General features: G+C 66.8%; 19 protein-coding genes. 5 read left to right on the forward strand and 14 right to left on the reverse strand.

Going from position 1 to position 23,605, the window contains the following annotated elements; genetic code table 11:
• Position 1: 1 nt before the first annotated feature.
• From SLG_RS00795 to SLG_RS22075, 11 genes are all read right to left on the reverse strand, one after another.
• Positions 2 to 748, reverse strand: a complete 747-nt coding sequence (locus SLG_RS00795; protein ID WP_014074492.1) for a hypothetical protein — start codon at positions 746 to 748, stop codon at positions 2 to 4.
• Positions 749 to 1,001: 253 nt separating this feature from the next.
• A complete protein-coding gene (locus SLG_RS00800) occupies positions 1,002 to 1,319 on the reverse strand; it encodes a DUF6152 family protein (RefSeq protein ID WP_197535676.1) in 318 nt (105 codons plus the stop codon).
• 124 nt (positions 1,320 to 1,443) lie between these two features.
• Positions 1,444 to 4,080: a M1 family metallopeptidase gene (locus SLG_RS00805; protein WP_014074494.1), complete on the reverse strand. Its 2,637-nt coding sequence runs from the start codon at positions 4,078 to 4,080 to the stop codon at positions 1,444 to 1,446.
• A gap of 29 nt (positions 4,081 to 4,109) precedes the next feature.
• A complete protein-coding gene (gene purH, locus SLG_RS00810; protein ID WP_041392294.1) occupies positions 4,110 to 5,699 on the reverse strand; it encodes a bifunctional phosphoribosylaminoimidazolecarboxamide formyltransferase/IMP cyclohydrolase in 1,590 nt (529 codons plus the stop codon).
• Positions 5,700 to 5,711: 12 nt separating this feature from the next.
• A complete protein-coding gene (locus SLG_RS00815; RefSeq protein ID WP_014074496.1) occupies positions 5,712 to 7,463 on the reverse strand; it encodes a heparinase II/III family protein in 1,752 nt (583 codons plus the stop codon).
• Complete coding sequence (gene rpe, locus SLG_RS00820; protein ID WP_014074497.1) at positions 7,460 to 8,122, reverse strand: ribulose-phosphate 3-epimerase; 663 nt, start codon at positions 8,120 to 8,122, stop codon at positions 7,460 to 7,462. The genes SLG_RS00815 and rpe overlap by 4 nt, the downstream gene beginning before the upstream one ends.
• Before the next feature lie 110 nt (positions 8,123 to 8,232).
• On the reverse strand, positions 8,233 to 9,534 hold the full coding sequence (locus tag SLG_RS00825; RefSeq protein ID WP_014074498.1) for an RsmB/NOP family class I SAM-dependent RNA methyltransferase: 1,302 nt from the start codon (positions 9,532 to 9,534) through the stop codon (positions 8,233 to 8,235).
• A 94-nt stretch (positions 9,535 to 9,628) separates the two neighbouring features.
• Positions 9,629 to 10,792: an L-lactate dehydrogenase gene (locus SLG_RS00830; RefSeq protein ID WP_014074499.1), complete on the reverse strand. Its 1,164-nt coding sequence runs from the start codon at positions 10,790 to 10,792 to the stop codon at positions 9,629 to 9,631.
• 198 nt (positions 10,793 to 10,990) lie between these two features.
• Positions 10,991 to 14,293 carry an error-prone DNA polymerase gene (locus SLG_RS00835; RefSeq protein ID WP_014074500.1) on the reverse strand — a complete coding sequence of 1,101 codons (3,303 nt, stop codon included), beginning with the start codon at positions 14,291 to 14,293 and terminating at the stop codon, positions 10,991 to 10,993.
• Positions 14,290 to 15,750 (reverse strand): Y-family DNA polymerase, encoded by a 1,461-nt coding sequence (locus SLG_RS00840; protein ID WP_014074501.1) that lies wholly within the window; start codon positions 15,748 to 15,750, stop codon positions 14,290 to 14,292. The genes SLG_RS00835 and SLG_RS00840 overlap by 4 nt, the downstream gene beginning before the upstream one ends.
• Positions 15,751 to 15,778: 28 nt before the next feature.
• Positions 15,779 to 16,600 carry an ImuA family protein gene (locus SLG_RS22075; RefSeq protein ID WP_014074502.1) on the reverse strand — a complete coding sequence of 274 codons (822 nt, stop codon included), beginning with the start codon at positions 16,598 to 16,600 and terminating at the stop codon, positions 15,779 to 15,781.
• Between the two features lie 344 nt (positions 16,601 to 16,944).
• Here SLG_RS22075 and SLG_RS00850 point away from each other — a divergent pair, with 344 nt between their 5' ends.
• Entirely contained in the window at positions 16,945 to 17,229 is a 285-nt protein-coding gene (locus SLG_RS00850) for a hypothetical protein (RefSeq protein WP_014074503.1), read from the forward strand.
• Between the two features lie 119 nt (positions 17,230 to 17,348).
• Here the strand turns inward: SLG_RS00850 and SLG_RS00855 are convergent, their stop codons facing one another.
• Positions 17,349 to 18,122 (reverse strand): TerC family protein, encoded by a 774-nt coding sequence (locus SLG_RS00855; RefSeq protein WP_041392297.1) that lies wholly within the window; start codon positions 18,120 to 18,122, stop codon positions 17,349 to 17,351.
• A 38-nt stretch (positions 18,123 to 18,160) separates the two neighbouring features.
• Positions 18,161 to 18,877 (reverse strand): Bax inhibitor-1/YccA family protein, encoded by a 717-nt coding sequence (locus SLG_RS00860; protein WP_014074505.1) that lies wholly within the window; start codon positions 18,875 to 18,877, stop codon positions 18,161 to 18,163.
• Between the two features lie 373 nt (positions 18,878 to 19,250).
• On the opposite strand from SLG_RS00860, the gene ligA reads away from it, so the two are divergent.
• From ligA to SLG_RS00880, 4 genes are all read left to right on the forward strand, one after another.
• Positions 19,251 to 19,652, forward strand: a complete 402-nt coding sequence (gene ligA / locus SLG_RS00865; protein ID WP_014074506.1) for a protocatechuate 4,5-dioxygenase subunit alpha — start codon at positions 19,251 to 19,253, stop codon at positions 19,650 to 19,652.
• Positions 19,652 to 20,521, forward strand: coding sequence for a class III extradiol dioxygenase subunit beta (locus SLG_RS00870; RefSeq protein ID WP_014074507.1), 870 nt, complete (start codon positions 19,652 to 19,654; stop codon positions 20,519 to 20,521). Before ligA ends, SLG_RS00870 begins: the two co-directional genes overlap by 1 nt.
• A 69-nt stretch (positions 20,522 to 20,590) precedes the next feature.
• The gene (locus SLG_RS00875; RefSeq protein ID WP_014074508.1) at positions 20,591 to 22,213 is read left to right on the forward strand and encodes an NAD(P)/FAD-dependent oxidoreductase; all 1,623 of its coding nucleotides are present in this window, start codon (positions 20,591 to 20,593) and stop codon (positions 22,211 to 22,213) included.
• A 327-nt stretch (positions 22,214 to 22,540) separates the two neighbouring features.
• A complete protein-coding gene (locus SLG_RS00880; RefSeq protein WP_148276452.1) occupies positions 22,541 to 22,903 on the forward strand; it encodes a hypothetical protein in 363 nt (120 codons plus the stop codon).
• A 35-nt stretch (positions 22,904 to 22,938) separates the two neighbouring features.
• Here SLG_RS00880 and SLG_RS00885 read toward each other — a convergent pair whose 3' ends face one another.
• Positions 22,939 to 23,577 carry a TlpA family protein disulfide reductase gene (locus tag SLG_RS00885; RefSeq protein ID WP_014074510.1) on the reverse strand — a complete coding sequence of 213 codons (639 nt, stop codon included), beginning with the start codon at positions 23,575 to 23,577 and terminating at the stop codon, positions 22,939 to 22,941.
• Positions 23,578 to 23,605: the final 28 nt, after the last annotated feature.

Consider the following 23,605-nt stretch of genomic DNA (forward strand, 5'->3'; position numbering starts at 1 on the left):
CTCAGCCGGGCCCTTCCCGTTCGCCATATTCGATGCGGATGCGCACCCAGCTCCCGACCATCGGCTTGCCGTTGATGCGCGGGGGCAGAACGCGGAACTGCCAGGCCGCCTCGCGCACGGCGCGGCCGAAGCCGGAGCCTAGCGGCGATTCGCCCAGCGTCCGGCAATCGTCCACGCGGTAATCCTCGATGGTGCGGCAAGCGATGAGCCCCCAGCCCCGGCGCGGGCGATTGGCCGGCAGATAGCCGGCCAGTTCCGCGTCGCTGGGCTTGCGATACCAGTCAGCCTCATAGAGACGCGCGCCGCCCGGGCCTTCCCCGGGGCCATAGGCAGCCTCGCTGTCAGCCTCTTGCGTCGACGAGCCCCGGCTGCGGCTATGCGAAGGCATGCGGCTTATATCGGCAGCCGCGAACTCGGCGCTGGTCATTGTCAGGTAATTGGGCAGGACAGGCGCGGGGGAAGGATCGGGCTTTGGCGGCTCGGGCGGGCTCGTCGCCGGTTTGGGCGCCTCGCTCGCCGCCTCTTTCGCCTGACGCTGCGTTCGCGCCTTCGAGGCGTCGGCTTGCTCGGGCTTGGAAGCCGGCAGAAAAATGGTGGTCAGCGATTGTTCGACCGTGCGTGGAATCGGCATCGAGCGGTGGAAGAGAAGCAGCGCGATGACCAGTGCGTGCAGCGCGAGCGTGAGCGCAAGCGGACCCAGCTTGCGCGCGCGTACGGAAACGCCGCCATAGCGCTCGCCGGCAAGCATCAGCGGCAGCGTCCCGAGGCAGCGAGAGCCGGGAAGATGAAGTCTGCAATCAAGGGCGGCACGATCTCGAGCTTATCCTCGCTTCGCCGTGTGTGCACGCATCTTAACGGCGGATGACCGGTATGGGCATTTCCGCCGAACCGGGCCCGCCTGCAAGCGCGAGATCTCCCCCGGCCCTCTCCCGGCGGCGTCGAAGATCGAACAATAGCAGCGTCATGTCGCGTTCTTCCGGAGCTGCCCCGCGGCGTGGCCTTCAGCGTAGCTCGTATGCCTTGCCTTTCACGATGACGCGCTCGATCCTCATCTCGGCGGTGCCGTCAGTGCGCGGGTAGCCGATCAATGTGACCGTACCGCCCGGCTTCATCATCGCCTCGGTGAGGCCACGGGCTTCCATGCGCGCGACCGGGGCGAGCACCACGTCCCAATCGCGCCCGTCATGGCGGACCGTGGCTGCGCCATGAGGGTTTGCCCAGCGCAGCGTCTTGAGCGATCCCTCGATCTCGATCGTTTTCCTGGCATCATAGCTGCTCCAGCCATGGTGAGCCGCAGCCAGTGAGGACAGAGGCAGCATCAGGGTCAGCAGACCCGCATGCGCGATATGGCAAAGTCGCATTGGCCAGACCTTTCATGAACGAAAAGACTCGCCCCCGGATCACCAGTGTAGCGACATGGTGCCGCCGGCAAAAGGCCGACGGTCAGTCGAACATCGAGGCGATTTCGCGGCCCCGCGCCGTGCGCAACGCGGCGCAGGCGCGAATCTGCTCGATGGCCCGGTCAAGTTCGAGCGCGCCGCGCTGATACTGGACCACCTTGGGCCGCAGTGCCGCTTCCGCGCGATCGGCTTCCGCCGCCGAGCATCCCGACTGGGTGATCCCGGGCAGGCTGGCCGCCGCGAAGATGCCGGCGCCGGTCACCACCGAATCATAGTTCGCGACCAGCCAGTCGATGGCCAGGGCCCGCGTGGCTGGCTCGCTCGCCATCCCGCGCACCATGCGCAGCGTATCCGTGGGCCGCAGGCCCTCCTGCCCAAAGCGGGAGATCAGCCATTGCGCGATCGCCGGATCGCCACTGCCGGCCAGCGCGCTCAGCATGGCGCCGCGCCGCACCGTATCCTCGCTCGCGAGGGCGCGAGTGAACAGATCGCCAGCCACGGCCTGCCCGCCCTGCGCCACATAGGCGCCAAGTGCGGCGGAAAGGAAGGAGAGGTCGAGCGCACCGGCATCTCCGGCAAGGTCGGCTTTCATCGCGGCGACGAGGGTGTCGCGCACGCCCTTGTCCTTCGCTTCGCCGGCCAGCAGCGAGACGAGGCTGCCGCGCCGCGCGCGACGATCCGGATCGTCGGCGGCATAAGCGCCGGCGCGGGGATCGAAGCCAAGCTCCGCCAGCATCGGCGCATAGATCGCATCGAGCGTTGCCTTGTAGGCATCCAGCGTCTTGCCGGGGAAAAGCCCGCGCCGGCGCAGTCCAGCCAGGCGATCGCCAGCCTCCGTCGCAGCTTCCGAATAGGCATGGCCGGCCATGCTCCGCGCCGCCTTGACCAGCAATGAGGGCGCGGCATGCCCTGCCCGCATGTCCGCCCAGAGACTGTCATTGAGCGCCAGTGCCTCGCCCGGTTCGAGACCGGGGCCGGCCTCGATCAGCCGCACCCACTCCGCCTCATCCAGCGAGAAGCGATAATAGCCGGTGCCGTCGGCATTAGGCATGATTGCGCCGGCCCCGGTGAGCGGCAGCGTTGCCGTCGGCCGATCGAGCAGCGAGCATTGCCGTGCCTCGCCGAGCTTCACGCAGAGCGGAATCAGCCAGCTCTGCGCCGGCACCTGGCTTCCGAGCAGGTGATAGCGGGACTGGCTGACCGTCAGGCCATTTGTCGCGCGCGCGAGCTTCACGACCGGAACGCCCTGCTGGTGGACGAAGCTCTTGAGCGCTTCGACGATCCGCGGGTCGCCCGCCGCCTCGGCCAGAGAAGCGAAGAAATCCTCGCTGCTTGCCGAGCCATAAGCGTGGCGATCCATGTGGAGGCGGACGCCGTTACGGAACTTCTCGTCACCCAGATAGGACGCAATCATGGAGACGACCTGGCCGCCCTTGCCATAAGTCACCGCATCGAAGGCGCTGTCGATCTCGGCATTGCTCTTGATCGGCTGACGGATCGGGCGGCCGGCGGTCAGCGCGTCGGTGTTCATGGCCTGGAACGCCTCGTCGATGGCACCGACGCCGATCTTCAGGTCCGGCCGCCATTCATCGCCGATGCGATAGCCCATCCAATTGGCGAAGCTCTCGTTGAGCCACAGATCGTCCCACCATTTCGGCGTCACGAGGTCGCCGAACCACTGGTGCGCCAGTTCATGGGCCACCACCATGCCGAACAGCTGCTGCTGTCCAACCGGAGGAATTTTGCCGAGCAGCAGGATCGGGTCGCCGTAGATGTCCGCCCCGGCATTCTCCATCGCGCCCTGCATCACAGGCGAGGCGATCTGGTCGAGTTTGGGGAAAGGGAAGGGGGTGCCGAAATAGCGTTCCAGCAGCGTTACGATCGGTCCGGTGTTCTCCAGCGCGAAAGCCAGCTTCTCGCTGTTCGGCTCGGTCGCGACGACACGCACTGGAAGCGGCTTCGCGCGCTCGGGCGTCGGCGCGACGCTGCCTTCCGCCACGGCCATCGGTCCCACGACGAATGCCATCAGATAGGTTGGCAGCGGCAGGGTCGGGGCGAAGCTGTGCTTCACCAGCGTGCCGACCGTCTCTTCACCGGTCTGCGGCGCATTGGTGAGCGCGGTCTGGCCGGCCGGGGCGGTCAGGCTGACCGTGAAGGGCGTCTTGTGGCCCGGTTCGTCGAAACCGGGGAAAGCGGCGCGGGCATCGATCGACTGGAACTGGGTCCAGGCATACCATTTGTCGGCCACCTTGACGCGATACAGGCCGGACGGGCTCGCCCCGAACGGTGCGTCATAATCGAAGACCAGCGTCGCTTTGCCTGCAGGTAGCGGACGAGCGAAATCGAGCCGGGCCACGCCCAGCGAATCGACCTCGGCATAGCTGGCGGCGATCACCTGCCTGCCGACACGCGCTGCCACTTTGTGCATCGCAAGGTCGCGGCCATGGATGAACAGCGACTGGGAGGCTTCCTTCACATCGATGTCGATCTCGACATGCCCCGAAAAGCGCTCACGCTCCGGTACGATGGTGAGATCGATGCGATAGGCGGAAGGCGCCGCCACGGTGGGCAGCAGCCCCTGCGGAACGGACGGCGAACTGGCTTGCTGGGCGGGCTGCGCAATCAGCGGCGCGGCAGTGGCCAGCAGGACCGGAGCGAAGAACTGACGGAAAAAGCGCATGGCCCTGATCCTCCCGATGAATGATGCCCTTAATGCCGGAAATGACGCATGCCGGTAAAGACCATGGCGAGCCCGGCGTCGTCCGCAGCGGCGATCACGTCCGCGTCCCCCAGCGATCCGCCGGGCTGGATCACCGCGGTGGCCCCGGCCTCGGCAGCGGCGAGCAGGCCATCCGGGAAGGGAAAGAACGCGTCGGACGCAACAGCCGAGCCGGCCGTGCGCGGCTGCGCCCAACCCGCGATCTCGGCGGCCTCGCGCGCGCGGATCGCGGCAATCCGGGAGGAATCCCGACGGTTCATCTGCCCCGCGCCAATGCCGGCGGTCACGCCGTCCCGGGCATAGACGATGGCATTGGACTTGACGTGCTTGGCCACGGTCCAGGCGAAGAGGCAATCCTCCAACTCACGATCCGTGGGCGCGCGCTTCGTCACCACCTGCAGCGACTCGCGCGTCACATGGCCATTGTCGCGGCTCTGCACCAGCACACCGCCCGCGATGCTTCGCAGCGTCATGCCCGTCCGTGCCGGGTCGGGCAGCGGGCCGGTGAGGATGAGCCGCAGGTTCTTCTTCGTCGCGAATGCCGCCTTCGCGGCATCATCGGCATCGGGTGCACACACGACTTCCGTGAAGATCTCGGTGATCGCTTCCGCCGTGGCCCCGTCGAGCGGGCGGTTGACCGCGATGATGCCCCCGAAGGCGGACACGGTATCGCACTGGAAAGCCGCCCGATAGGCTTCCGCCAGCGTCTCCCCCGTCGCGACCCCACAGGGATTGCCGTGCTTGACGATCACGACCGTGGGCGGCCCGTCGCGAAACTCGCTGATGAGTTCCAGGGCAGCGTCGGCATCGTTGAGATTGTTGTAGGAAAGCGCCTTGCCCTGCACTTGCCGGTGATCGGCCAGCGTCCCGCCCGGCGCGAATGCGGGCAGATAGAGCGCGGCCTGCTGATGCGGATTTTCCCCGTAGCGAAGCGACTGGCCGAGCCGCAGCGGCACTGAGAGGCGCGGCGGGAACATCTCGCCCTGATCGGCGAGCGCGAACCAGCTTGCGATCATGGCATCATATTCGGCTGTCGCGGCATAGGCCTTGGCAGCGCAGAGCCGGCGGAAATCATAGCTCGTTGCGCCGCCCTGCGCCTCCATCTCGGCCACCAGCCGCGCATAGTCGGCCGGATCGGTGACGATCGTCACGCTGGTGTGGTTCTTCGCGGCCGAGCGAACCATGGAGGGACCGCCGATATCGATATTCTCGATGATCTCGTCCCAGTCCGCGCCTTTCGCGACGGTCTGCGCGAAGGGATAGAGATTGACGACCACCAGATCGATCGCCCCGATCCCGTGCGCCTCCATGGAAGCGACATGCCCGGGATCGTCCCGCACGGCGAGCAACCCGCCATGCACGACCGGGTGCAGCGTCTTGACACGGCCGTCCATCATCTCGGGGAAGCCTGTGAGATCGGAGATGTCGCGCACCGCGAGGCCCGCTTCGCGCAGCGCCTTCGCGGTGCCTCCGGTCGAGACGAGCTCCACGCCATGACCGGCGAGCGCCTTTCCCAGATCGGCAAGCCCCGTTTTGTCGGACACTGAGAGCAGTGCCCGGCGGATCGTCACATCCCGCATCATTTCCTGTCCTTATCCAGATTTCCTGAGCAGCCAGCCAATGCTCATGCCGCCGGCTCCGGCGACGGCATTGACCACCAGTTGCTGCGTGGGATGGGGTCGGCCATCGCCGTCCACCCACAGACTGTCTTCCACGGCCAGTTCGCCCGCCCCTACGCGGAACTGCCAGAGTGCGCCATTGGGCAGGCGCAGCAGCGCGCCCTGCCGGTCCGCCGTCAGGGTGGGCTCCACGTCCGTGCCGAGATGGAAGCGGATCGCGAGCGGGCATTCCGCGATCTTGCGTTTCCTCTCGACCGGCAGGAGCACGTCCTCGCCGCGCAGTTCCCGGCCATCGCCGCTGAGCATGAGAATGCGCCGGCACGTGAAGCCGAGACGGCGTGCATAGCCGTCATGCCCTACGTCCAGCCGGCTGCCCTGCTCGAGCTCGTGGCGCTCCAGCTCCACTTCCACCACGCCCTTGCCCAGCGTGCCGTCCGGCAGGATCGCCGTGGAGTTGCTGTCGTCCAGAACCAGGGTGCTGTGCGCGGCTGTGGTGCGAAGGCCCTGCGCCAGATCCGCAGGCAAGGTCGTGCCTGCCATCACGGCGCCGCCGCAATTGACGATGATGCGCGTGGGTCCGTCGGAAAGTTCGAATGCGCCCGTGGATGCGCAGCCGTTGCGGGCCAGCCGGGCAACCGGCGGCGGTGCCGCATCCACCTGGACGACCGCCTGCCCGGCGGCGAGGCGCTGATAGCCCCAGTCGCGCGCCTGACGCAGCGGCCGCGTCCGAATGCCCGAGGCCGCAACAATGGTCGTGATCCGCGAAGGGTCGATCGGTACGCCACCCTGCCAGCATCCCGGCGCGCCGTCTCCGTGCAGGATGCCGAGCAGCGCGGCCACGACGCGCTCCAGCGTCTGGTTCACGAAGGCCGGCATATCCTCGCGGCGGACATCATAGACGGCGCGAAGCATGGAGAGCAGCGTGATCGCCTCGATCTGCTCCATCGGCGAGCGCGAGATGATGCCGCCGTCGGCGTAGAAGGCGCCTTCCAGCGCCCGCTTGAGCCCTGCCTCGCCAAAGACGCGGCGCGGCTCGCCGCCCGGCAGCAGCAGACTGGCCGCAACGATGCCTGCCCAGGCGGTGACGCGGGCCAGACCCATCGGCGCCTTGTCGGCGCCCCGATCGAGATGGCGAGCGGTACGGGCAATGCCATTGAGGACCAAGCTACGATAAACGAGATCGCCGCTCGACAGGATCAGGGGCGAATAAGCGGTCCAGTGGAGAATCCGCCAGGCGGCATTGTCCACGCGCCAGGCCGGTTCGCTCGGGGTGGTGGCGTGCGCGTCCAGCCAGGCGCGCATCTGCGCCTCGGCCACCGGGACGGCATTGTCCCGGCTGGTTGCGGCAGCGAGATCGCGCAGCCAGCGGAAGCTGTGCAGATAATCGACGAATGCCTCCGGCTGGTCGATCTTCCGCCAGTCGAGCGCCGCAACCGGCTGCTTGATGCCCCGGAACAGGAAATAGCCGGCGCGCAATGCCTTGCCTGCGCGCGCGTCGCCGGGGATGACATCATCCGGAACGGCAAGCAGCTTGAGCGGATATTTTCCCTTCAGGCGCATGCTGTGGAACGGCGTCGCCCAGGTCATGCGGTAGAAATGGTTGGCGAGACGCTGGGCCAGAGACACGCTTCGATCGTCCGAGAGGCGAATCAGCCGCTTGCCCTGTTCGATGCCCTCTTCCTCGGGCGGCTCCGGAACGGGCGCGGGGCGAGGGCGCGCGCTCATGATCCGCGCAATCTCCGGATATTCTCCGCATAAGCGGACGGCCCTCCCCGGAACGTGGCTGTGCCGGCGACCAGCACGTCGGCGCCCGCCGCGATCGCGCGGGGTGCGGTATTCACGTCGATGCCGCCATCGACCTCGAGCGCGATTTCCCGGCCGGACTTGTCGATCGCCTTACGGACGGCCTCGATCTTGCGCAGCTGGCTGTCGATGAAGCTCTGGCCGCCGAAGCCCGGATTGACGCTCATTACCAGCACCAGGTCGATCTCATCCATGAGATAGTCGAGCATCTTGGCTGGCGTGCCGGGATTGAGCGAGACCCCTGCCTTCTTTCCCAGCGCCTTGATCCGCTGGATCGTGCGATGGATGTGGGGGCCGGATTCCGGGTGGACGGTGATGACATCAGCACCCGCCTCCGCAAAGGCATCCAGAAATGGATCGACCGGCGAGATCATCAGGTGGACGTCGAAAGTCTTGGCGCTGTGCGGCCGGAGCGCCTTCACCACCATCGGCCCGATCGTGATGTTGGGAACGAAATGGCCGTCCATGACGTCGACATGGATCCAGTCCGCGCCCGCCTCGTCAATTGCGCGCACTTCTTCGCCCAGCCGCGCGAAATCGGCCGAGAGGATCGAGGGCGCAATACGGATGGATGGCACCATGGCTGTCGCTTAGCCCTGCGATTCGGCCAGCGCAACCGGTCGGGGGATAAAGTTGTGGATGGATTGGCCGGAATGGCCGCACCTGGCTCGCTACGGGACAGGATGTCGCTTCAGAATCGCTCCATCAGCGTCATGAAGAAGCCATCCAGTCCGCCCGTTTCGGCCAGTTGGCCGGGCAGGGTGCGCACGCGGCCGGAGGCGGTTTCGGCAAGTCCCGCCGGCAGGACGCCCGCTGCTATGGCGCGCGGGCGCATGTCGCTTCGCTTCACCAGCAGGGCGTCGACCTGCGCTTCGCCTTCCGCCCGTTCGAGCGAGCAGGTTGCATAGACCATCCTGCCGCCCGGCTTCAGCCAGCCCGCAGCGCGATCCAGCAGCGTGGCCTGGATTTCCGTCATTTCGGCGATCTGCCTCGGGCCCACGCGGTGGAGCACGTCGGGATGGCGGCGGAAGATGCCTGTGGCGCTACACGGCGCGTCGAGCAGAATGCCGTCGACCGGCACGGTGGGCTTCCAGGTCAGCAGATCGGCTTCCACCACCTCGGCGGAAAGGGCCGTGCGCTGCAGATTGGCGCGCAACCGCTCCACGCGGCGGCGCGACTGATCGACGGCGATCACGTGCCAGCCGGCGGCGACCAGCTGCATCGCCTTGCCGCCTGGCGCCGCGCACAAATCCAGCATCAGCCGGCCCTCGCCGGCCCCCAGCAGCCGGGCCGGCAGGGATGCCGCAAGATTCTGCACCCACCACGCGCCTTCACCAAGACCGGGCAGTGATGCGACGTCGGTCTCCGCGGGCAGGCGGACATGGCCCGGGAGAAGCGAGATGCCGCCAAGCCGCTCTGTCCATTCCGCGGTGGTAGCGGCATCGCGCAGGGAGAGGTCCAGGGGTGGGCGCACGGCCATCGCTTCCCGCGCCGCTGCGACCATAGCCTCGCCCCATGCGGCGCCCCAGCGCGCGTCCACCGGCGCCGGCAGCGCGGGCGGAGTGGGAAGGTGGAGGTCTCGCTTCAGCAAGGCGCTCAGCACGCCATGGACCAGCTTGCGCGGGCCTCCGTCGACCAGCGGCAAGGCGGTCGCAACAACGGCATGGTGCGGAGTCTGGAGCAGCAGGGCCTGCGCCAAAGCCAGCCGCAGCACCATGCGCGCCTTGGCGTCGTCCGGCAGGGTCTGCCGTGTCGCGCTGTCGATCAGCGCGTCGAGATCAGGCAGGTGGCGCAGCGTGACGGCGGTAATGTTGTGCGCGAACGCCCGGTCTGCCGGCAGGGCGATGTCCCGGGTCGCCGTCGCCAGCGCCTGTTCGAGCGGCATGCCTCGCCGCAGCACGGCATCGAGCAGCCGCAATGCCGCGCGCCGGGCCGGGAAGCCGGCCGGTTCGTCCTTGTGCCCTGTCGGGCCTTTCTGGGTGGGTCTGGTCATGAGGGGCGGCCTATAGCAGCGATGAGCGACTTTGGACCCCCGAATATCGCCCGACCGGCATCGGGACCGCGCGTGCCCCGAACCGGTGCTGGCCTCAGCGCGGCCAGACCGGCGGGCCCGCCAGCAAATGAGGCCCCGCATCGCGCGCCCGTCCGCAGCCGGTGAGGGCGAGGCCGGCGCGCAGTTCCGTCGCCATCTGCGCCAGCATTCGCGAGACCGCTTCCTCGCCGCCCGCCGCCAGCGCGAAGGCCCAGGGGCGGCCGATCATTACGCCTTTCGCGCCGAGCGCGAGCATGCGCAGGATGTCGAGCCCGTTGCGAACCCCGCCATCGGCAAGCACCGTGAGTCGTTCTCCCACCGCCGCGGCAATCGCTGGCAGGGCTTCGGCGGTGCCTGTCGTGGCATCGAGCTGGCGTCCGCCATGATTGGAGACGACGAGTCCATCCGCTCCGATATCCGCGGCGCGGCGCGCATCCTCCGGATCCATGATGCCCTTGAGCACCAGCGGCCCGTCCCAATGGCTGCGGATGAACTCAAGGTCCTTCCAGGTCACGGACGGATCGAAATTGCGCCCGCTCCAGCTCAGGAAGTCGTTGAGCCGGACATTGCCCTTCATGATCGGCACCAGATTGCCCAGCGTATGCGGCTTTCCGCGAAGGCCGACGTCCAGGGCCCAATGCGGGTGGCTGAGAATCTGCGTCCAGCGCCGCCACTGGCCTGTGAGGCCGGGGGGGCCGGAGAGGCCCGAGCGCTGGTCCCGCCAGCGCGGTCCGGGTACGGGCAGGTCGACCGTCATGAACAGCACCGGGCAGCCAGCCCCCTTCGCGCGCGCAAGCAGGTCCATGACGAAGCCGCGATCCTTGGCGACATAGAGCTGGAACCAGAAGGGCGCCGGAGTTGCGTTCATCACCTCGTCGATCGAGCAGAGCGCGACCGTCGACATGACGAACGGCACGCCATTGGCCTGCGCGGCCCGAGCCGCCTGGATCTCGCCCCGCCGGCGCAGCATCCCGCCCATGCCGACCGGTGCGAGCATCAGGGGCATGTCGAGCCGGTGACCGAACAGGTCGGTGGACAGGTCCGCTTCCGAAACATCGTTGAGCACGCGCTGCCGGAGCGCCACGGCGCGCACGGCGGCGGCATTGCGCGCCAGCGCGACCTGATCGAAACTGCCCCCGTCGACATAATCGAACAGGAAGCGGGGCAGGCGCCGTCGCGCGGCATCGCGCAGATCCGTGAAGCTGTGCGGCCAGACCATCTCAGGCGTTGTCCCGGCCGTGAAGGATGGAGGCGCAGGAAGCTGGCGTGCTGTTCATGGTCATCCTCTCGTCTCTTCACCCGGTCCGGATGAACCGTGGCTCGCGAAGCCCGGTGTCATAACGGCAAGAGATGCGGACAGCTAGCTTCCTATCTTTGGCGGCAGGGGCAGCTGTTGGGATTCCGGCGATTTTCCGCCTCAATGAAAGTCCCGCGAGCGCGGCAACAGTCGGACGTTGCGGGGATGCTGCGCCATGCGCTGCGGCGCCTTGTGGCGGGGATGCTGCGGATGGAGGAAGACGTCGGCACGGCTGAGCTGGGCACGCGGCTCGTGCAACGCCGACAGATGACCAAGCAGGTCGCTCCTGTCGATGATACGGCTCGCCATGACATGGAGAACACCCTCCCGGCTGCGCTGCAGCTCGCCATCGACGATCATCAGTCGCGCCGCCATGACCTCGCGCCGATAGCGCTCGAAGCGGCGTGCCCAGATCACGATATTGGCAATGGCCTCCTCATCCTCCAGCGTGACGAAGATGGCATTGCCCTTGCCGGGCCGCTGGCGCACCAGCACGATGCCGCCCGTGCGGACATGCGCGCCGGCCTTCGCGTCGCGCAGCGCGATGCAGGGGAGCGCACCTTCAGCGGCAAGGAATGGCCGCAGCAGGGCCATGGGATGCGCCTTCAGGGACAGGCGATGCGTCTGATAGTCCGCCGCGACCTGTTCGCCCAGCGCCATGGGCCGCAGCGCAACGGCCGGTTCCTCACCCAGTTCGCGTGCGCGGGCAGCCGCGAAAAGCGGCAGCTCGTCGGTTGGCGTGCGCCGCGCTTCCCACAGTGCCTCGCGCCGGCCATGCCCCAGCGAGCGCATGGCATCGGCATCCGCCAGCAGATGCAGCGCGCGGGACGGCAGGCCTGCCCGCCGCGCGAGATCCTCCACATTCGCGAACGCGCCTTCCGCGCGTGCCGCGGCGATGGCGTGGCCCCATTCTTCCCGGAAGCTGCCGATCTGGCGGAAGCCGAGACGCAGGGCGAGGGCGGAGGCGCTCGCGCCCGGCCCGTTCTCCAGCCCATTATCCCAGTCACTGGCATTCACGTCGATCGGGCGCACCGCGACGCCATGCTCAATGGCATCGCGGACAAGCTGGGCCGGCGCGTAAAAGCCCATGGGCTGGGAATTGAGCAGCGCGCAGGTGAACACGGCGGGCTGATGGCACTTGATCCATGCCGAGACATAGACGAGCCGCGCGAAACTCTGCGCGTGGCTCTCCGGAAAGCCATAGGAACCGAAACCCTCGATCTGCCTGAAACAGCGCTCGGCGAAATCGCGCTCATAGCCACGCGCGACCATGCCGCCGACCAGCTTGTCCCGATAGCGATCGATGGTGCCGAGATTGCGGAATGTGGCCATGGCGCGGCGCAGGCCATTGGCTTCGTCATTGCTGAAGCCCGCGGCCGTGATGGCAAGTTTCATCGCCTGTTCCTGAAAGAGCGGGACGCCGAATGTCTTGCCGAGCACGTCATGGAGTTCATTCGGGTCGTGCGGCGGGTGCGGCGCGGGATAATCGACCGGCTCCTCCCCGCAGCGGCGGCGCAGATAGGGATGCACCATGTCTCCCTCGATGGGGCCGGGACGGACAATGGCCACCTGCACGACGAGGTCATAGAGGTTGCGCGGCTTCAGGCGCGGCAGCATGTTCATCTGCGCCCGGCTCTCGACCTGAAAGACGCCGATGCTGTCACCGGTGCACAGCATGTCATAGACAGCCTCGTCGTCCGACCGGAGGTCGATCTCCAGGCTGTGGTCGCCCAGGCCATGCCGGCGCATCAGCTCATAGCTCTTTGCGATGCAGGTGAGCATGCCGAGCGCCAGGACATCCACCTTCATCAGGCCAAGCGCGTCGATATCGTCCTTGTCCCATTCGATGAAAGTGCGGTTGTCCATCGCGGCATTGTGAATCGGCACCAGCTCATCGAGCCGGCCCTGCGTCAGCACGAACCCGCCGACATGCTGCGAGAGATGGCGTGGCAGGTTGAGGATGCGCTGCACGAAATCGTTGAGCCGCGCGATCTCGGGATTGTCAGGGTCCAGCCCCGCCTCGACGACGCGCTTCCTCTCATAGGATGCCGCGTAACTGCCCCAGACGGTGCTCGCCATATGCGCCGTCACATCCTCGCTGAGGCCCAATGCCTTGCCCACCTCACGCACCGCGCTGCGGGGGCGGTAATGAATGACGGTCGCAGCAATGCCGGCGCGCGCGCGGCCATAGCGCCGGTAAATATACTGGATCACTTCCTCGCGGCGCTCATGCTCGAAATCGATGTCGATGTCCGGCGGCTCTCCCCGCTCGGCGGACAGGAAGCGGGAGAAGAGCAAGCGGTGCTCGGATGGATCGACCGAGGTGACCCCCAGCAGGAAGCAGACGATGCTGTTCGCCGCGCTGCCGCGGCCCTGGCAGAGAATGGGCGGCTTCTGCGCCCGGGCGAAGCGGACGAGATCATGCACTGTCAGGAAATAATGCGCATAAGCGCGATCCCGAATGAGCGCGAATTCCTCGGCGATGCGTTTCCTCACATCCTCCGGCAGATCCGCCCCATAGCGCTTGTGCGCTTCCTCCATGACGAGATGTTCCAGCCACTGCTGCGCATCCCAGCCGAAGGGCACGGGCTCGTGCGGATATTCGTAGCGCAGCTCTTCCAGCCGGAAGCCGACGCGGCGCGCGAACGCCTCCACCTGCAGCATGGCGTCCGGGCAGGCGGCGAACAGGCGCAGCATTTCCGCCGGGGGCTTCAGGTGCCGCTCGGCATTGGCATGCAGCACCCGTCCGGCTTCCCGCACGGTCGTGCGCAGGCGGATGGCGGTCATGACATCCTGCAGGGGGCGGTCTTCCGGTGCAGCATAGAGCGCATCATTGAGCGCGATGAGCGGCACGCCCGAGGCGCGGGCGAGCGCCTGCGCACGCGCGAGCCGCCGCGCGTCCCGCCCCTCGCGATTCATCATGGCGCCGAGCCAGACCCGACCCGGCGCGGCGGCGGCAAGGCGGTGCAGCAAAAGCGATGTTGCGGCTTCGCCGCCAAATTGCTGCGGCAGGACGATCAGCAGCAGATCCTCGCTATGCATGAGCAGATCATCGAGGCGCAGGTCGCATTCCCCCTTCTTCGCGCGAAGATTGCCGGTGCTGAGCAGCCGGGTGAGGCGGCCCCAGCCATGGCGCGTGGCGGGATAGGCAAGAATGTCATCCGTCCCGTCCGCAAAGACGAGGCGTGCACCCGCGAGGAGGCAGAAGGCCTCCGGCACGGCCTCGCCCTCTTCGCGCAGGCGATCGAGCGCGATCTTGGCGCGCACCACGCCGGCCACCGTGTTGCGATCCGCAAGGCCGATACCGCGATGGCCCAGCGCCACGGCCCGCGCGACCATTTCAGCCGGCGCGCAGGCCCCGTGCAGGAAGCTGTACGCGCTTGCGCAGCCCAGCTCGACATAGAAGGGCACGTCCGCCGTCATGCGAACAATCCGTGGAGATACCAGAGCGGCGAGACGGCCTCTCGTCCGTAAAGGCCATGGCAAAAGACCCAGAAACGGCGCCCCGCCGCATCCTCCACGCGGTAATAATCGCGCGTGAGGCCGGGGTCCGTGGCATGACCTTCCGGCCGGCGCCACCATTCCGGCGCGATCCGCTCGGGGCCTTCCTGCCGGGCGATGTGATGCACCGCGCCGCGCCAGCGGAACTGGCGCGGGGGTCCATCCGGCACCTGGGCGATCACGTCGATGCGCTCGGGCGGATCGAGCAGGCTGATCGGCCGTAGCGGTGGCTCGCCGGGCTGCGGTCTGGCCCATGGCCGCGGCGGGGAGGATGCCGGCGCCAGCCGCGTCGCGCGCTCGGGCACATGCGTTTCGCGGGGAGCGAGGCGGCGGAAGCGGCCCGGCCCGGCCCGCACGCCCAGCCGGTCAAGCAGGGCGGAGAGGTCGGACGCCTTCACCGGATCGCTCTCCAGCCCGCCCTGCTCGGCATCGTGCGCCTCGGCATGCGGCACGGCAAGGCGCACGAGATCGAAGCCGAAGCCCGGGTCGAGCGGATCGGCCAACGTCGCGATCCGCTCGTCGAACAGGCGGAGCACCACGGCGGGGTCGCGCACCGGTTGCCCGGTTTCCACGACGAGATCGCGCATCGCCCCATCGCTGCGATAAAGCCGGACCGCGAAGGCGCGGCCGCCCTGATGCCGGTTGCGCAGCATTTCGCAGACTTCGGCCAGCAGGTCCGCCAGGATCGCCATGACCGTCTCGACCCGCGCTATTGGCTCGGGGAAGCGACGCTGGGCATGGATGGCGGGCGGCAGGCGCCGGGGCGTGATGCGGCTGTCGGTGTGCCCGAGCAGGCGGTCCAGTGCATCGACCATGGCAGCCCCGAAACGCGCCGCAAGAGGCGCGCGCGGCAGTCCGGCCAGATCGCCGATGTTCGTGAAGCCCGCCCGGCGCAGCGCCAGCGCGACATCGGGATCGAGCCGCAAGGCCAGCAGCGGCAAATGGCGAACGGCTTCGGCCTCGTCCTCGTAGCGGCGTTCTCCCAGACGTGCCAGTGCCAGCGCCGCCTCGGGGGTTGCGGCCCGGGCGACACGCACGCGCAGGTCCCACGCACGCATGAAGTCCCGCGCCTCGCGCGCGAGGCTCGCCTCGTCGCCGAAGAGATGCGCACAGCCGGCAACATCCAGCACCAGCGCATCGGGCGGATCGATCGCGACCATGGGCGTGAAGCGGTCGCACAGGTCCGCCAGATGCTCCAGCAACCGCATCTCGCCGTCCGGATCATGCGGCACGGCCCGGAGTGCGGGCAGCCGCGCCCGCGCATCGGCCAGCATCATCCCCGGCTCCAGCCCGAGCGCCAGTGCGTCCGCGTCCAGTGCCAGCAGGCGATGGGCGCCGCGTTGCAGGGTGACGAAGACCAGCGGCGGCTCTTCCGCCATGCCGGACGATCCGAGGGGAGAAGTCGCGTCAGACGGCGATGCGCCAGCCGCCGTCATTCCCGGCATCGCGCGCGCTTCCCGCATCCGGAACAGATCCGCTGCCAGGAAGGGGAAAGCGAGAGCCAGGAAGCGCCGCCGGCCTGAAACAGGCTGCTTCATGATTCCACTCCACGGTCCAGTCGAGCCCTGCCGCGCCGCCGCGCTGGCGCAGCAGGGAAATATGCAATGCCGGATGACCAGGCGCATCGGCTTCCAGTGGGGACGATGGCAGGGACGCCACCTGCCATCGCGTCTGCGCCGCGCTGGGCATCGCCCGTCCGCCCCGCAGGCGCAGCAGCAGTGGCGTCACGCCCGATGCCTCGGCGGCGAGCGTGAGTCGGCGGGTTGCGGTCAGGTCAAGCAAGGGCGGATTGCCGCCCAGTTCCAGCACCACCACGCCCAGTGCGGCGCAACGAAGCGCATCCACGCTCGTGCGCAGCAGGGCCCTGGCATCGGGCAGCACGCCTAGCAGCAGATGCGCGGGATCAAGCCCCAGATCGGCAAGGCCTGGACCATGCAGCCCGGCGCCTCGCTGGGCTGCATCCTCGCGCAGCCAGAGAATGGTGGGCGCGGCGCCTTGTGCCTGCGTGAGCAGGCAAGCCAGCATTGCCGCAAAGCCGGCGGTGCTGGCTTCGTCATGCCCTTCCCGAGGAAAGACTTCATGCAGCCGCCCGGCCGCAAGACCGCCGCCCAGCACCCGGTCGATCGCTTCCATGCCGAACGGGTGCAACGCCGGCGCGGTTACGCCACGGGGCGGCCCACCGGCGAGAGCCCGCTTGAAAGCAGGGGGAAGGCGACTCGTCTCATGCATGTTCTTATTATGTTCTCAAGTGCGCCATGGGAGTCAAGGGACTTGGCCTAGTCCCGGGTCTCTGCCCTGCACGGGCTGGCTGGCTTTGGCCCCGCGCTCCCGCACCAGAAAGGCTGTCATTCCGTAACGGAAAAAAACATCACGGACAGCATGAGGGCTTTGCAGGAAAATTCCCAACCCTTGGGCTTGATTGCAAACTGATGGGAAATCATCAGGCCGCAAGCGCTTCTGAAAAACCGGCAATATCCTTTAAAAACAATGATATGCCTGTTTGGCACGCTTAATGCACTAAGTCAGGTGCAAGCATCCCCCGCTTGCAAGGTTCAAAGTGAGGAGAGTTCAAAATGTCGAAGTTCAAGTCCCCCCTGGTTGCCGCTGCTGCTCTCGGCCTGTTCGCTGTTTCTGCTCCGGCGCTGGCCGGTACCGGCGAGCCCGTCCGCCACTATCAGGCCAAGACTGTCGAGACCGGTGGCGAGCCGCTCTACTGCGTCAAGGAAACGGTTGCCGGTTCGATGATCCCCCAGCGCGTCTGCATGACGAAGCGCGGCTGGACCGAAGCGGGCGCCCGCGTCGTCGAGAAGGATGTCGAGGTGCTGGCAGTCAACGCCACCAAATATCCGCGCCGGTGATGCGCGAAGGCCGCGGCGCCGCTCCATTCCCCCTCAGGAGCGGCGCCGGCAGGCCCTGCATTCACTTCCAAGGCAAGCTTGCGGCCGCGACGCCAGAGACGTCGGCGGCCGTTTCACTTTCAGTGAGGGCGTATGTTTCCCTCAAGGGCCTCGGCTGCCTTTCCGGCCTCCCGTCGGCGACGCGCCATGATGTTGAGCCCCTCCACAAGCGCCGAGAAGGCCATGGCGGCATAGACATAGCCCTTGGGCACATGCGCGCCGAACCCTTCCGCGATGAGCGTGGTGCCGATGAGCATCAGGAAGCTCAGCGCCAGCATGACCACCGTGGGATTGCGCTCGATGAAGTTGGCGAGCGGCGTCGCGGCGAACAACATGGTGCCGACCGCCACCACCACCGCGATCACCATGATGGCGATATTGTCCGTCATGCCCACAGCGGTGATGATGCTGTCGATCGAGAAGACGAGATCGAGCAGGATGATCTGGCCCACTGCGGCGCCGAAGCCGATTCCCAGCGCGCCGGCATCGAACATCTCGTCGCCCGAACGGGGATCGATGTTGTGGTGGATTTCCTTGGTCGCTTTCCAGACGAGGAACAGGCCGCCCGCCACCAGGATCAGGTCGCGCCAGGAGAAAGGCTGGCCGAACGCCTCGAACAGCGGCGCGGTGAGCTGCATGATCCAGGCGATGGACGCGAGCAGCACGAGCCGCATGATCAATGCGAGGCCGATGCCGATCCGCCGTGCCCGGACCCGCTGATGTTCCGGCAGCTTGTTGCTGAGCACGGAGATGAAAATGAGATTGTCGATGCCCAGCACCACTTCCATGGTGACGAGCGTGGCGAGGGCCACCCAGGCGGCGGGTTCGCTCGCCAGGGCGGCAAGGCCTTCCATCATGACCAATCAGACCTTTCGGCAGCCGGGAGAGCGCTTCACTCGCGCTCGCCGGTCAGGTTGAGCAGAAGCTGGAAGATGTTGACGAAGTTCAGGTAGAGCGACAGCGCCCCGAACACGGCCATCTTGCTCAGCGCCTCATGGCCGAGCGTTTCGGCATACTGCGCCTTGATGTTCTGCGTGTCCCACGCGGTGAGGCCCACGAACACCAGCACACCGACGATCGAGATGACGAGTTGCAGCGCGCTGGAGCCCAGGAAGAGGTTCACGAGCATCGCGATCAGCACGCCGATCAGGCCCATCATCAGGAAGCTGCCGAAGCGCGAGAGATCGGCTTTGGTCGTATAGCCGTAGAGGCTCATCGCCGTGAACATCGCCGCGGCAATGAAGAAGGTCTGCGCGATGCTGGTGCCCGTGAAGACCAGGAAGATCGACGCCATGGAGACGCCCATGGTGGCCGCGAACGCCCAGTAGGTCGCTTGCGCGGCGAACGCGCTCATCTTCTCGATGCGGAAGGAGAAGAAGAACACGAAGGCCAGCGGGGCGAACATGAAGACCCATTTGAGCGGCGTGCCGAAGATGGCGCTGACGAGCGCCGGCGTCGACGCCACGACCAGCGCCACGATGCCGGTGAGGAGAACGCCCGACGCCATATAATTGTAGACGCGCAGCATGTGCGCTCGCAGGCCGGCGTCAAAAAGGGCCGCATCCTGGGGCACGCCGCCGCGTGAGAGAACCCGCTCTTGTTCGTACATGGCAAAAACCTCGTTTGCTTGCTGTCCAAACGAGTGGCTCTTCTGCCGTTTTCAGGAACATCAACAAAACGGCCGGCATCGAGCGCACTCGATGCGGTCCGACATCACGACCGCCGAAACGATCGCCAGAGGGGCCCGGCCCGCATTGCTGCCATAAATAGAGGCATGGACCCCGCAAATCAATGATCCTGCGCGGCAGGCGCCTTGCATGGCCAATATTCTTCGCGTGGTGCGCGCCGAGGGCATCTCCTTCGCAGTCGCAGCAAAATAGCGCTTGATTCCGGAAGGCCCCGGTGACAGGAGCCCACGGCCCACTGGAAAGAGGCGGTGGGCTCCATTATATCTTCAAACCGTCCGATCGAAAGGTCAGGCCATGCGCACGCGCCCCTATCCGCTTACCGACCTGGAAGACATCCCCGGCACGACCGTGTTTACGGCCCGGCGATCGCGCGAGGCCTATCACCTGCACAAATTCTGCATGTCGCTGATGGAAGCCGCGAACCGCGCTGCCTTCAAGGCCGACGAGCGCGCCTATCTCGAGCGGTTCCGGATGAGCGAGGCGCAGAAGCAGGCCGTGCTCGCGCGGGACTTCAATCGCCTCATCGATCTGGGCGGCAACATCTACTTCCTCGTCAAGCTGTCGAATACGGACGGCTGGAGCACGCAGCGGGCGGTCAGTTCGATGACCGGCATGACTGCCGATGAATATGCCGCGATGATGCGGAGCGGCGGGCGTTCGCCCGAGGGCAACCGCTCGATCCGCGAGGGCAACTGATGGCCCGGATCACCGCAGGCGTCGCGACGAGCCATGTTCCCGCCATCGGCGCCGCGTTCGACCATGGCCGGACCGGGGAAGCCGACTGGCAGCCCATCTTCGCCGGCTATGAATGGGTGAAGGCGTGGGAAGCGCAGGAAAAGCCCGACGTGGTGATCCTGTGCTATAATGATCATGCGTCCGCCATGATGCTCGACGTGGTGCCCACCTTCGCGCTCGGCTGCGCCGAGGAATATCAGCCGGCCGACGAGGGCTGGGGCGCGCGTCCGGTGCCGACTGTCTACGGCCATGTCGAACTGGCGGCCCACATTGCCGAGCAGCTCGTGCTGGACGAATTCGACATCACCATCATGAACCACATGGATGTCGACCATGGCTGCACGGTGCCGCTCAGCCTGATGTTCGGCCAGGTCGAGCAATGGCCCTGCAAGGTCATTCCGCTCGCCGTCAACGTGACGCAGTTCCCGACGCCGTCCGGCAATCGCTGCTGGATGCTGGGGGAAGCCATCGCCCATGCGGTGGAAAGCTTCCCGGAAGATCTCAACGTCCAGATCTGGGGCACCGGCGGCATGAGCCACCAGCTCCAAGGGCCCCGTGCCGGCCTCATCAATCCGGAATTCGACAATGCCTTCCTGGACAAGCTGATCGACCGGACGGACGAGCTGCGCCAGATCACGCGCCTGGAATATCTGCGGGAATCGGGCACCGAGGGCATCGAGCTCATCATGTGGCTCATCATGCGCGCCGCGCTTGGCGCGCAGGTGGAGCAGCTCCAGCGCTTCTATCATGTGCCCGCTTCCAACACTGCGGTGGGACACGTCGTGTTGCGTCCGGTTGCGAGCGGCGTGACGGCGCAGGCGGCGGAGTAGCCACTCCGGACCGCGGCTGCGCGCCGGCAGCCTGTTGGACGGACGGGCAAAGCGCATTATGGGCCCTGCATGATCCGCCTTTCCGGCCTCACCCTCCCGCTCGACCATCCGGTCGAGGCCATGGCTCCGGCCATCTGCGCGCGGCTGGGCATTCCAGCCGAGGACCTGCAGCATTTCGAGATCGTCCGGCGCGGCAATGACGCGCGGCGCAAGAGCGCGATCCTGCTTGTCTACATGCTCGATGTCGCGCTGCGTGACGAGGCCGCCGTCCTGGCGCGCTTCGCAGGCGATCACGAGGTCCGCGCGCGGCCGGACACCGACTATCATTTCGTCGCGAAAGCGCCCGAAGGCTGGTCCGGCCTGCGCCCGGTCGTCATCGGGGCCGGGCCATGCGGCCTGTTCGCCGGGCTCCTGCTGGCGCAGATGGGTTTCCGCCCGATCATCCTCGATCGGGGCAAGGTGGTGCGCGAGCGGACCAAGGACACCTGGGGCCTGTGGCGCCGGTCAGTCCTGAACCCGGACAGCAATGTCCAGTTCGGGGAGGGGGGCGCGGGCACCTTTTCCGACGGCAAGCTCTACTGCCGCGTCAAGGATCCGCGTTTCCTCGGGCGCAAGGTGCTGGAGGAGTTCGTGAAGGCCGGCGCTCCGGAGGACATCCTCACCGAGGCGCATCCTCATATCGGCACGTTCCGGCTCGTCACCATGGTGGAGAACATGCGCCGCACCATCGAGGCGCTGGGCGGCGAATATCGCTGGCAGACCCGCGTCGATGATCTCGCGCTGGATCGGGACGGGGAAGGCCGCATGGCCCTGCGCGGCCTGCATCTGCAGGATGGCAGCTTTCTGGAAGCCGACCATGTGGTCCTCGCCATCGGCCATAGTGCCCGCCCGACTTTCGAGATGCTGCATGCGCGCGGCGTTTACATGGAAGCCAAGCCCTTCTCCATCGGCGTGCGCATCGAGCATCCGCAGAGCTGGGTGGATGAAGCGCGCTACGGGGCCTGCGCGAAGCACCCGATCCTGGGCGCAGCGGCCTACAGCCTCGCGCATCATTGCGACAACGAGCGCACGGTCTACAGCTTCTGCATGTGCCCCGGCGGGCGGGTCGTGGCGGCCACGTCCGAGGAAGGGCGCGTGGTGACCAACGGTATGAGCCAATATTCCCGCGCGGAGTTCAACGCCAATAGCGGGCTCGTCGTCGGCATCGAGCCCGCGCGGGATTATCCGGACGGGCCGCTCGCCGGCATCGCGCTGCAGCGTCACTGGGAGAGCCAGGCCTTTCTCGCCGGCGGTTCCGACTATCGCGCGCCAGCGCAGACCGTGGGCGACTTTCTTGCAGAACGCCCGTCAACAGCCACCGGCTCGGTCATCCCCAGCTACAAGCCGGGCGTGACGATGACCGATCTCTCCGCCTGCCTGCCTCCGTTCGTCATTGAGGCCTTCCGGGAAGCCTTGCCCGCCTTCGGCAAGCAGATCCGCAACTATGACCATCCTGACGCCGTGATGACGGGCGTGGAGACGCGCACTTCGTCTCCCGTCCGAATCACGCGTGGCAGGGACTTCCAGAGCCTGAACGTGGCGCGGCTGTTTCCGGCCGGGGAGGGCGCCGGCTATGCCGGAGGCATTCTCTCGGCGGCGATGGACGGTATCAAGGTCGCGGAAGCCGTCGGGAAAAGCATCCTGGCGCGCTGAGAGAGCGACCAGGAGCTTGCACCCGCCCGCTCCCCCCGTGAATTCTGCTTGACCTTCTTACTCTACTTAATAGATTGAGTTTCGCGGCCGATCGGGATCTTTGATCACAGGCGCGCCCGAGGCGACAACGCCAGGTCCGCGGTTGCCCTTCCGAAATACGGAAATGCGCCGCGATGCTTTTTCAGACGCTCGGCACCCCTCATGGCTCGAGGTCCATTCATGCTGCATTCTTCCTTGCGTCGGTTCATCACGCCTTTTCAGCAGGCCAATCTTCGCCGGCATGCCGCGTACCTTCTGTCGCTTCCCGCCGGTTATGAAGCGTTCGACATGAGGCGCATCACGAGTGAAGGTGCCCGGGGAGAGAGCCGCGCACCAGCCTATCTGCCGGCGGAGGGGATCGTCTGCTGCGCGATCGGCCATGGACCCAGAGCGGGCTTCGCGCCGGACGGAACGGAGAACTGGTATCGCTACTCCTGCCGCTATTTCATCGATGCCGGCGCAGGCTATTGGAGCGATGACGAGGAGTCTCCGGCGCGGGAGGCCTGGCTCTGGTGCTTCGACACGCTCTGGGCGGCCAGCGACAACAGCAGCGAGGGGGCGGCCCGCCGCATCCTCTGGCTGCTGGATCATGGCCTGCCCCCGCTCGCGGAGGCGCAGCGAGAAGGACTGGCGCCCCTGTGCTATCGCTGATCGCGATGCCGGAATGAGAGCGCGAGGGCCTTCCCTCAGTCGCTGATTTCCGCGACCAGGGCCTGTCCATCCGCGCCATCCCATTCGAGCGCGCCGATGACCCGGGCGACTTCGCTGCCCTGCGCGTCATAGAGGATCGTGGTCGGGAGAGTTCCCGTGCCGTAATGGAAGCCCAGCGCATTCTCAGGGTCGAGCCAGGTTTTCAGGGTGGAGAGCTTGCGCGCCGTCCAGAAGGCCGGCACGCCGCCCGGCTCCATGTCCTGCGAGATGGCGGCGACAGCCACGCCCCGGCGCGCGCCGGCGGCCGCGAGCCTGTCCAGCGCAGGCAGTTCCGCGATGCAGGGCGCGCACCATGTCGCCCAGAGATTGACGAGAAGGGGCTTGCCGCCGGCGATTTCTTTCAGCGTGGCAGCCTTGCCTTCCAGCGTGGTGAAGGGCTTGTCCGGCATCGCTTCGCCCTTGTGGCTGCGGTCCACCACATGCTTGAAAACGGCTTCGGTCTCGCCTCCCGCCGCGGACGGCACTTCATCGGCGGTCACTTCGTCAGGCGTGACTTCGTCGGGTGCCACCGCGTTCGCGCCGCTGCCTTGCGCGGTTTCCCCGGAACGCCTATCGCACCCGCTCGCGGCCAGCGAGAGGCCGATGAGGACAGCAAGGGCAGCGGAAAAGCGCATGGCAGACTCCGGTAAAAAGGACGCGAAC

Source organism: Sphingobium sp. SYK-6 (assembly GCF_000283515.1).
In the GTDB taxonomy this organism is placed as follows: domain Bacteria; phylum Pseudomonadota; class Alphaproteobacteria; order Sphingomonadales; family Sphingomonadaceae; genus Sphingobium; species Sphingobium lignivorans.

Excerpts from the sequence above, each read along its gene's own strand:
- SLG_RS00795 (WP_014074492.1), bottom strand. The coding sequence starts at position 748 with ATGCTTGCCGGCGAGCGCTATGGCGGCGTTTCCGTACGCGCGCGCAAG.
- SLG_RS00805 (WP_014074494.1), bottom strand. The coding sequence starts at position 4,080 with ATGCGCTTTTTCCGTCAGTTCTTCGCTCCGGTCCTGCTGGCCACTGCC.
- SLG_RS00870 (WP_014074507.1), top strand. The coding sequence starts at position 19,652 with ATGGCCCGGATCACCGCAGGCGTCGCGACGAGCCATGTTCCCGCCATC.
- SLG_RS00850 (WP_014074503.1), top strand. The coding sequence starts at position 16,945 with ATGTCGAAGTTCAAGTCCCCCCTGGTTGCCGCTGCTGCTCTCGGCCTG.
- purH (WP_041392294.1), bottom strand. The coding sequence starts at position 5,699 with ATGCGGGATGTGACGATCCGCCGGGCACTGCTCTCAGTGTCCGACAAA.
- SLG_RS00885 (WP_014074510.1), bottom strand. The coding sequence starts at position 23,577 with ATGCGCTTTTCCGCTGCCCTTGCTGTCCTCATCGGCCTCTCGCTGGCC.
- SLG_RS22075 (WP_014074502.1), bottom strand. The coding sequence starts at position 16,600 with ATGCATGAGACGAGTCGCCTTCCCCCTGCTTTCAAGCGGGCTCTCGCC.
- rpe (WP_014074497.1), bottom strand. The coding sequence starts at position 8,122 with ATGGTGCCATCCATCCGTATTGCGCCCTCGATCCTCTCGGCCGATTTC.
- SLG_RS00840 (WP_014074501.1), bottom strand. The coding sequence starts at position 15,750 with ATGGCGGAAGAGCCGCCGCTGGTCTTCGTCACCCTGCAACGCGGCGCC.
- SLG_RS00815 (WP_014074496.1), bottom strand. The coding sequence starts at position 7,463 with ATGAGCGCGCGCCCTCGCCCCGCGCCCGTTCCGGAGCCGCCCGAGGAA.
- SLG_RS00835 (WP_014074500.1), bottom strand. The coding sequence starts at position 14,293 with ATGACGGCGGACGTGCCCTTCTATGTCGAGCTGGGCTGCGCAAGCGCG.
- SLG_RS00860 (WP_014074505.1), bottom strand. The coding sequence starts at position 18,877 with ATGTACGAACAAGAGCGGGTTCTCTCACGCGGCGGCGTGCCCCAGGAT.
- SLG_RS00880 (WP_148276452.1), top strand. The coding sequence starts at position 22,541 with ATGAGGCGCATCACGAGTGAAGGTGCCCGGGGAGAGAGCCGCGCACCA.
- SLG_RS00830 (WP_014074499.1), bottom strand. The coding sequence starts at position 10,792 with ATGGTCTGGCCGCACAGCTTCACGGATCTGCGCGATGCCGCGCGACGG.
- SLG_RS00800 (WP_197535676.1), bottom strand. The coding sequence starts at position 1,319 with ATGCTGCCTCTGTCCTCACTGGCTGCGGCTCACCATGGCTGGAGCAGC.
- SLG_RS00825 (WP_014074498.1), bottom strand. The coding sequence starts at position 9,534 with ATGACCAGACCCACCCAGAAAGGCCCGACAGGGCACAAGGACGAACCG.
- SLG_RS00855 (WP_041392297.1), bottom strand. The coding sequence starts at position 18,122 with ATGGAAGGCCTTGCCGCCCTGGCGAGCGAACCCGCCGCCTGGGTGGCC.
- ligA (WP_014074506.1), top strand. The coding sequence starts at position 19,251 with ATGCGCACGCGCCCCTATCCGCTTACCGACCTGGAAGACATCCCCGGC.
- SLG_RS00875 (WP_014074508.1), top strand. The coding sequence starts at position 20,591 with ATGATCCGCCTTTCCGGCCTCACCCTCCCGCTCGACCATCCGGTCGAG.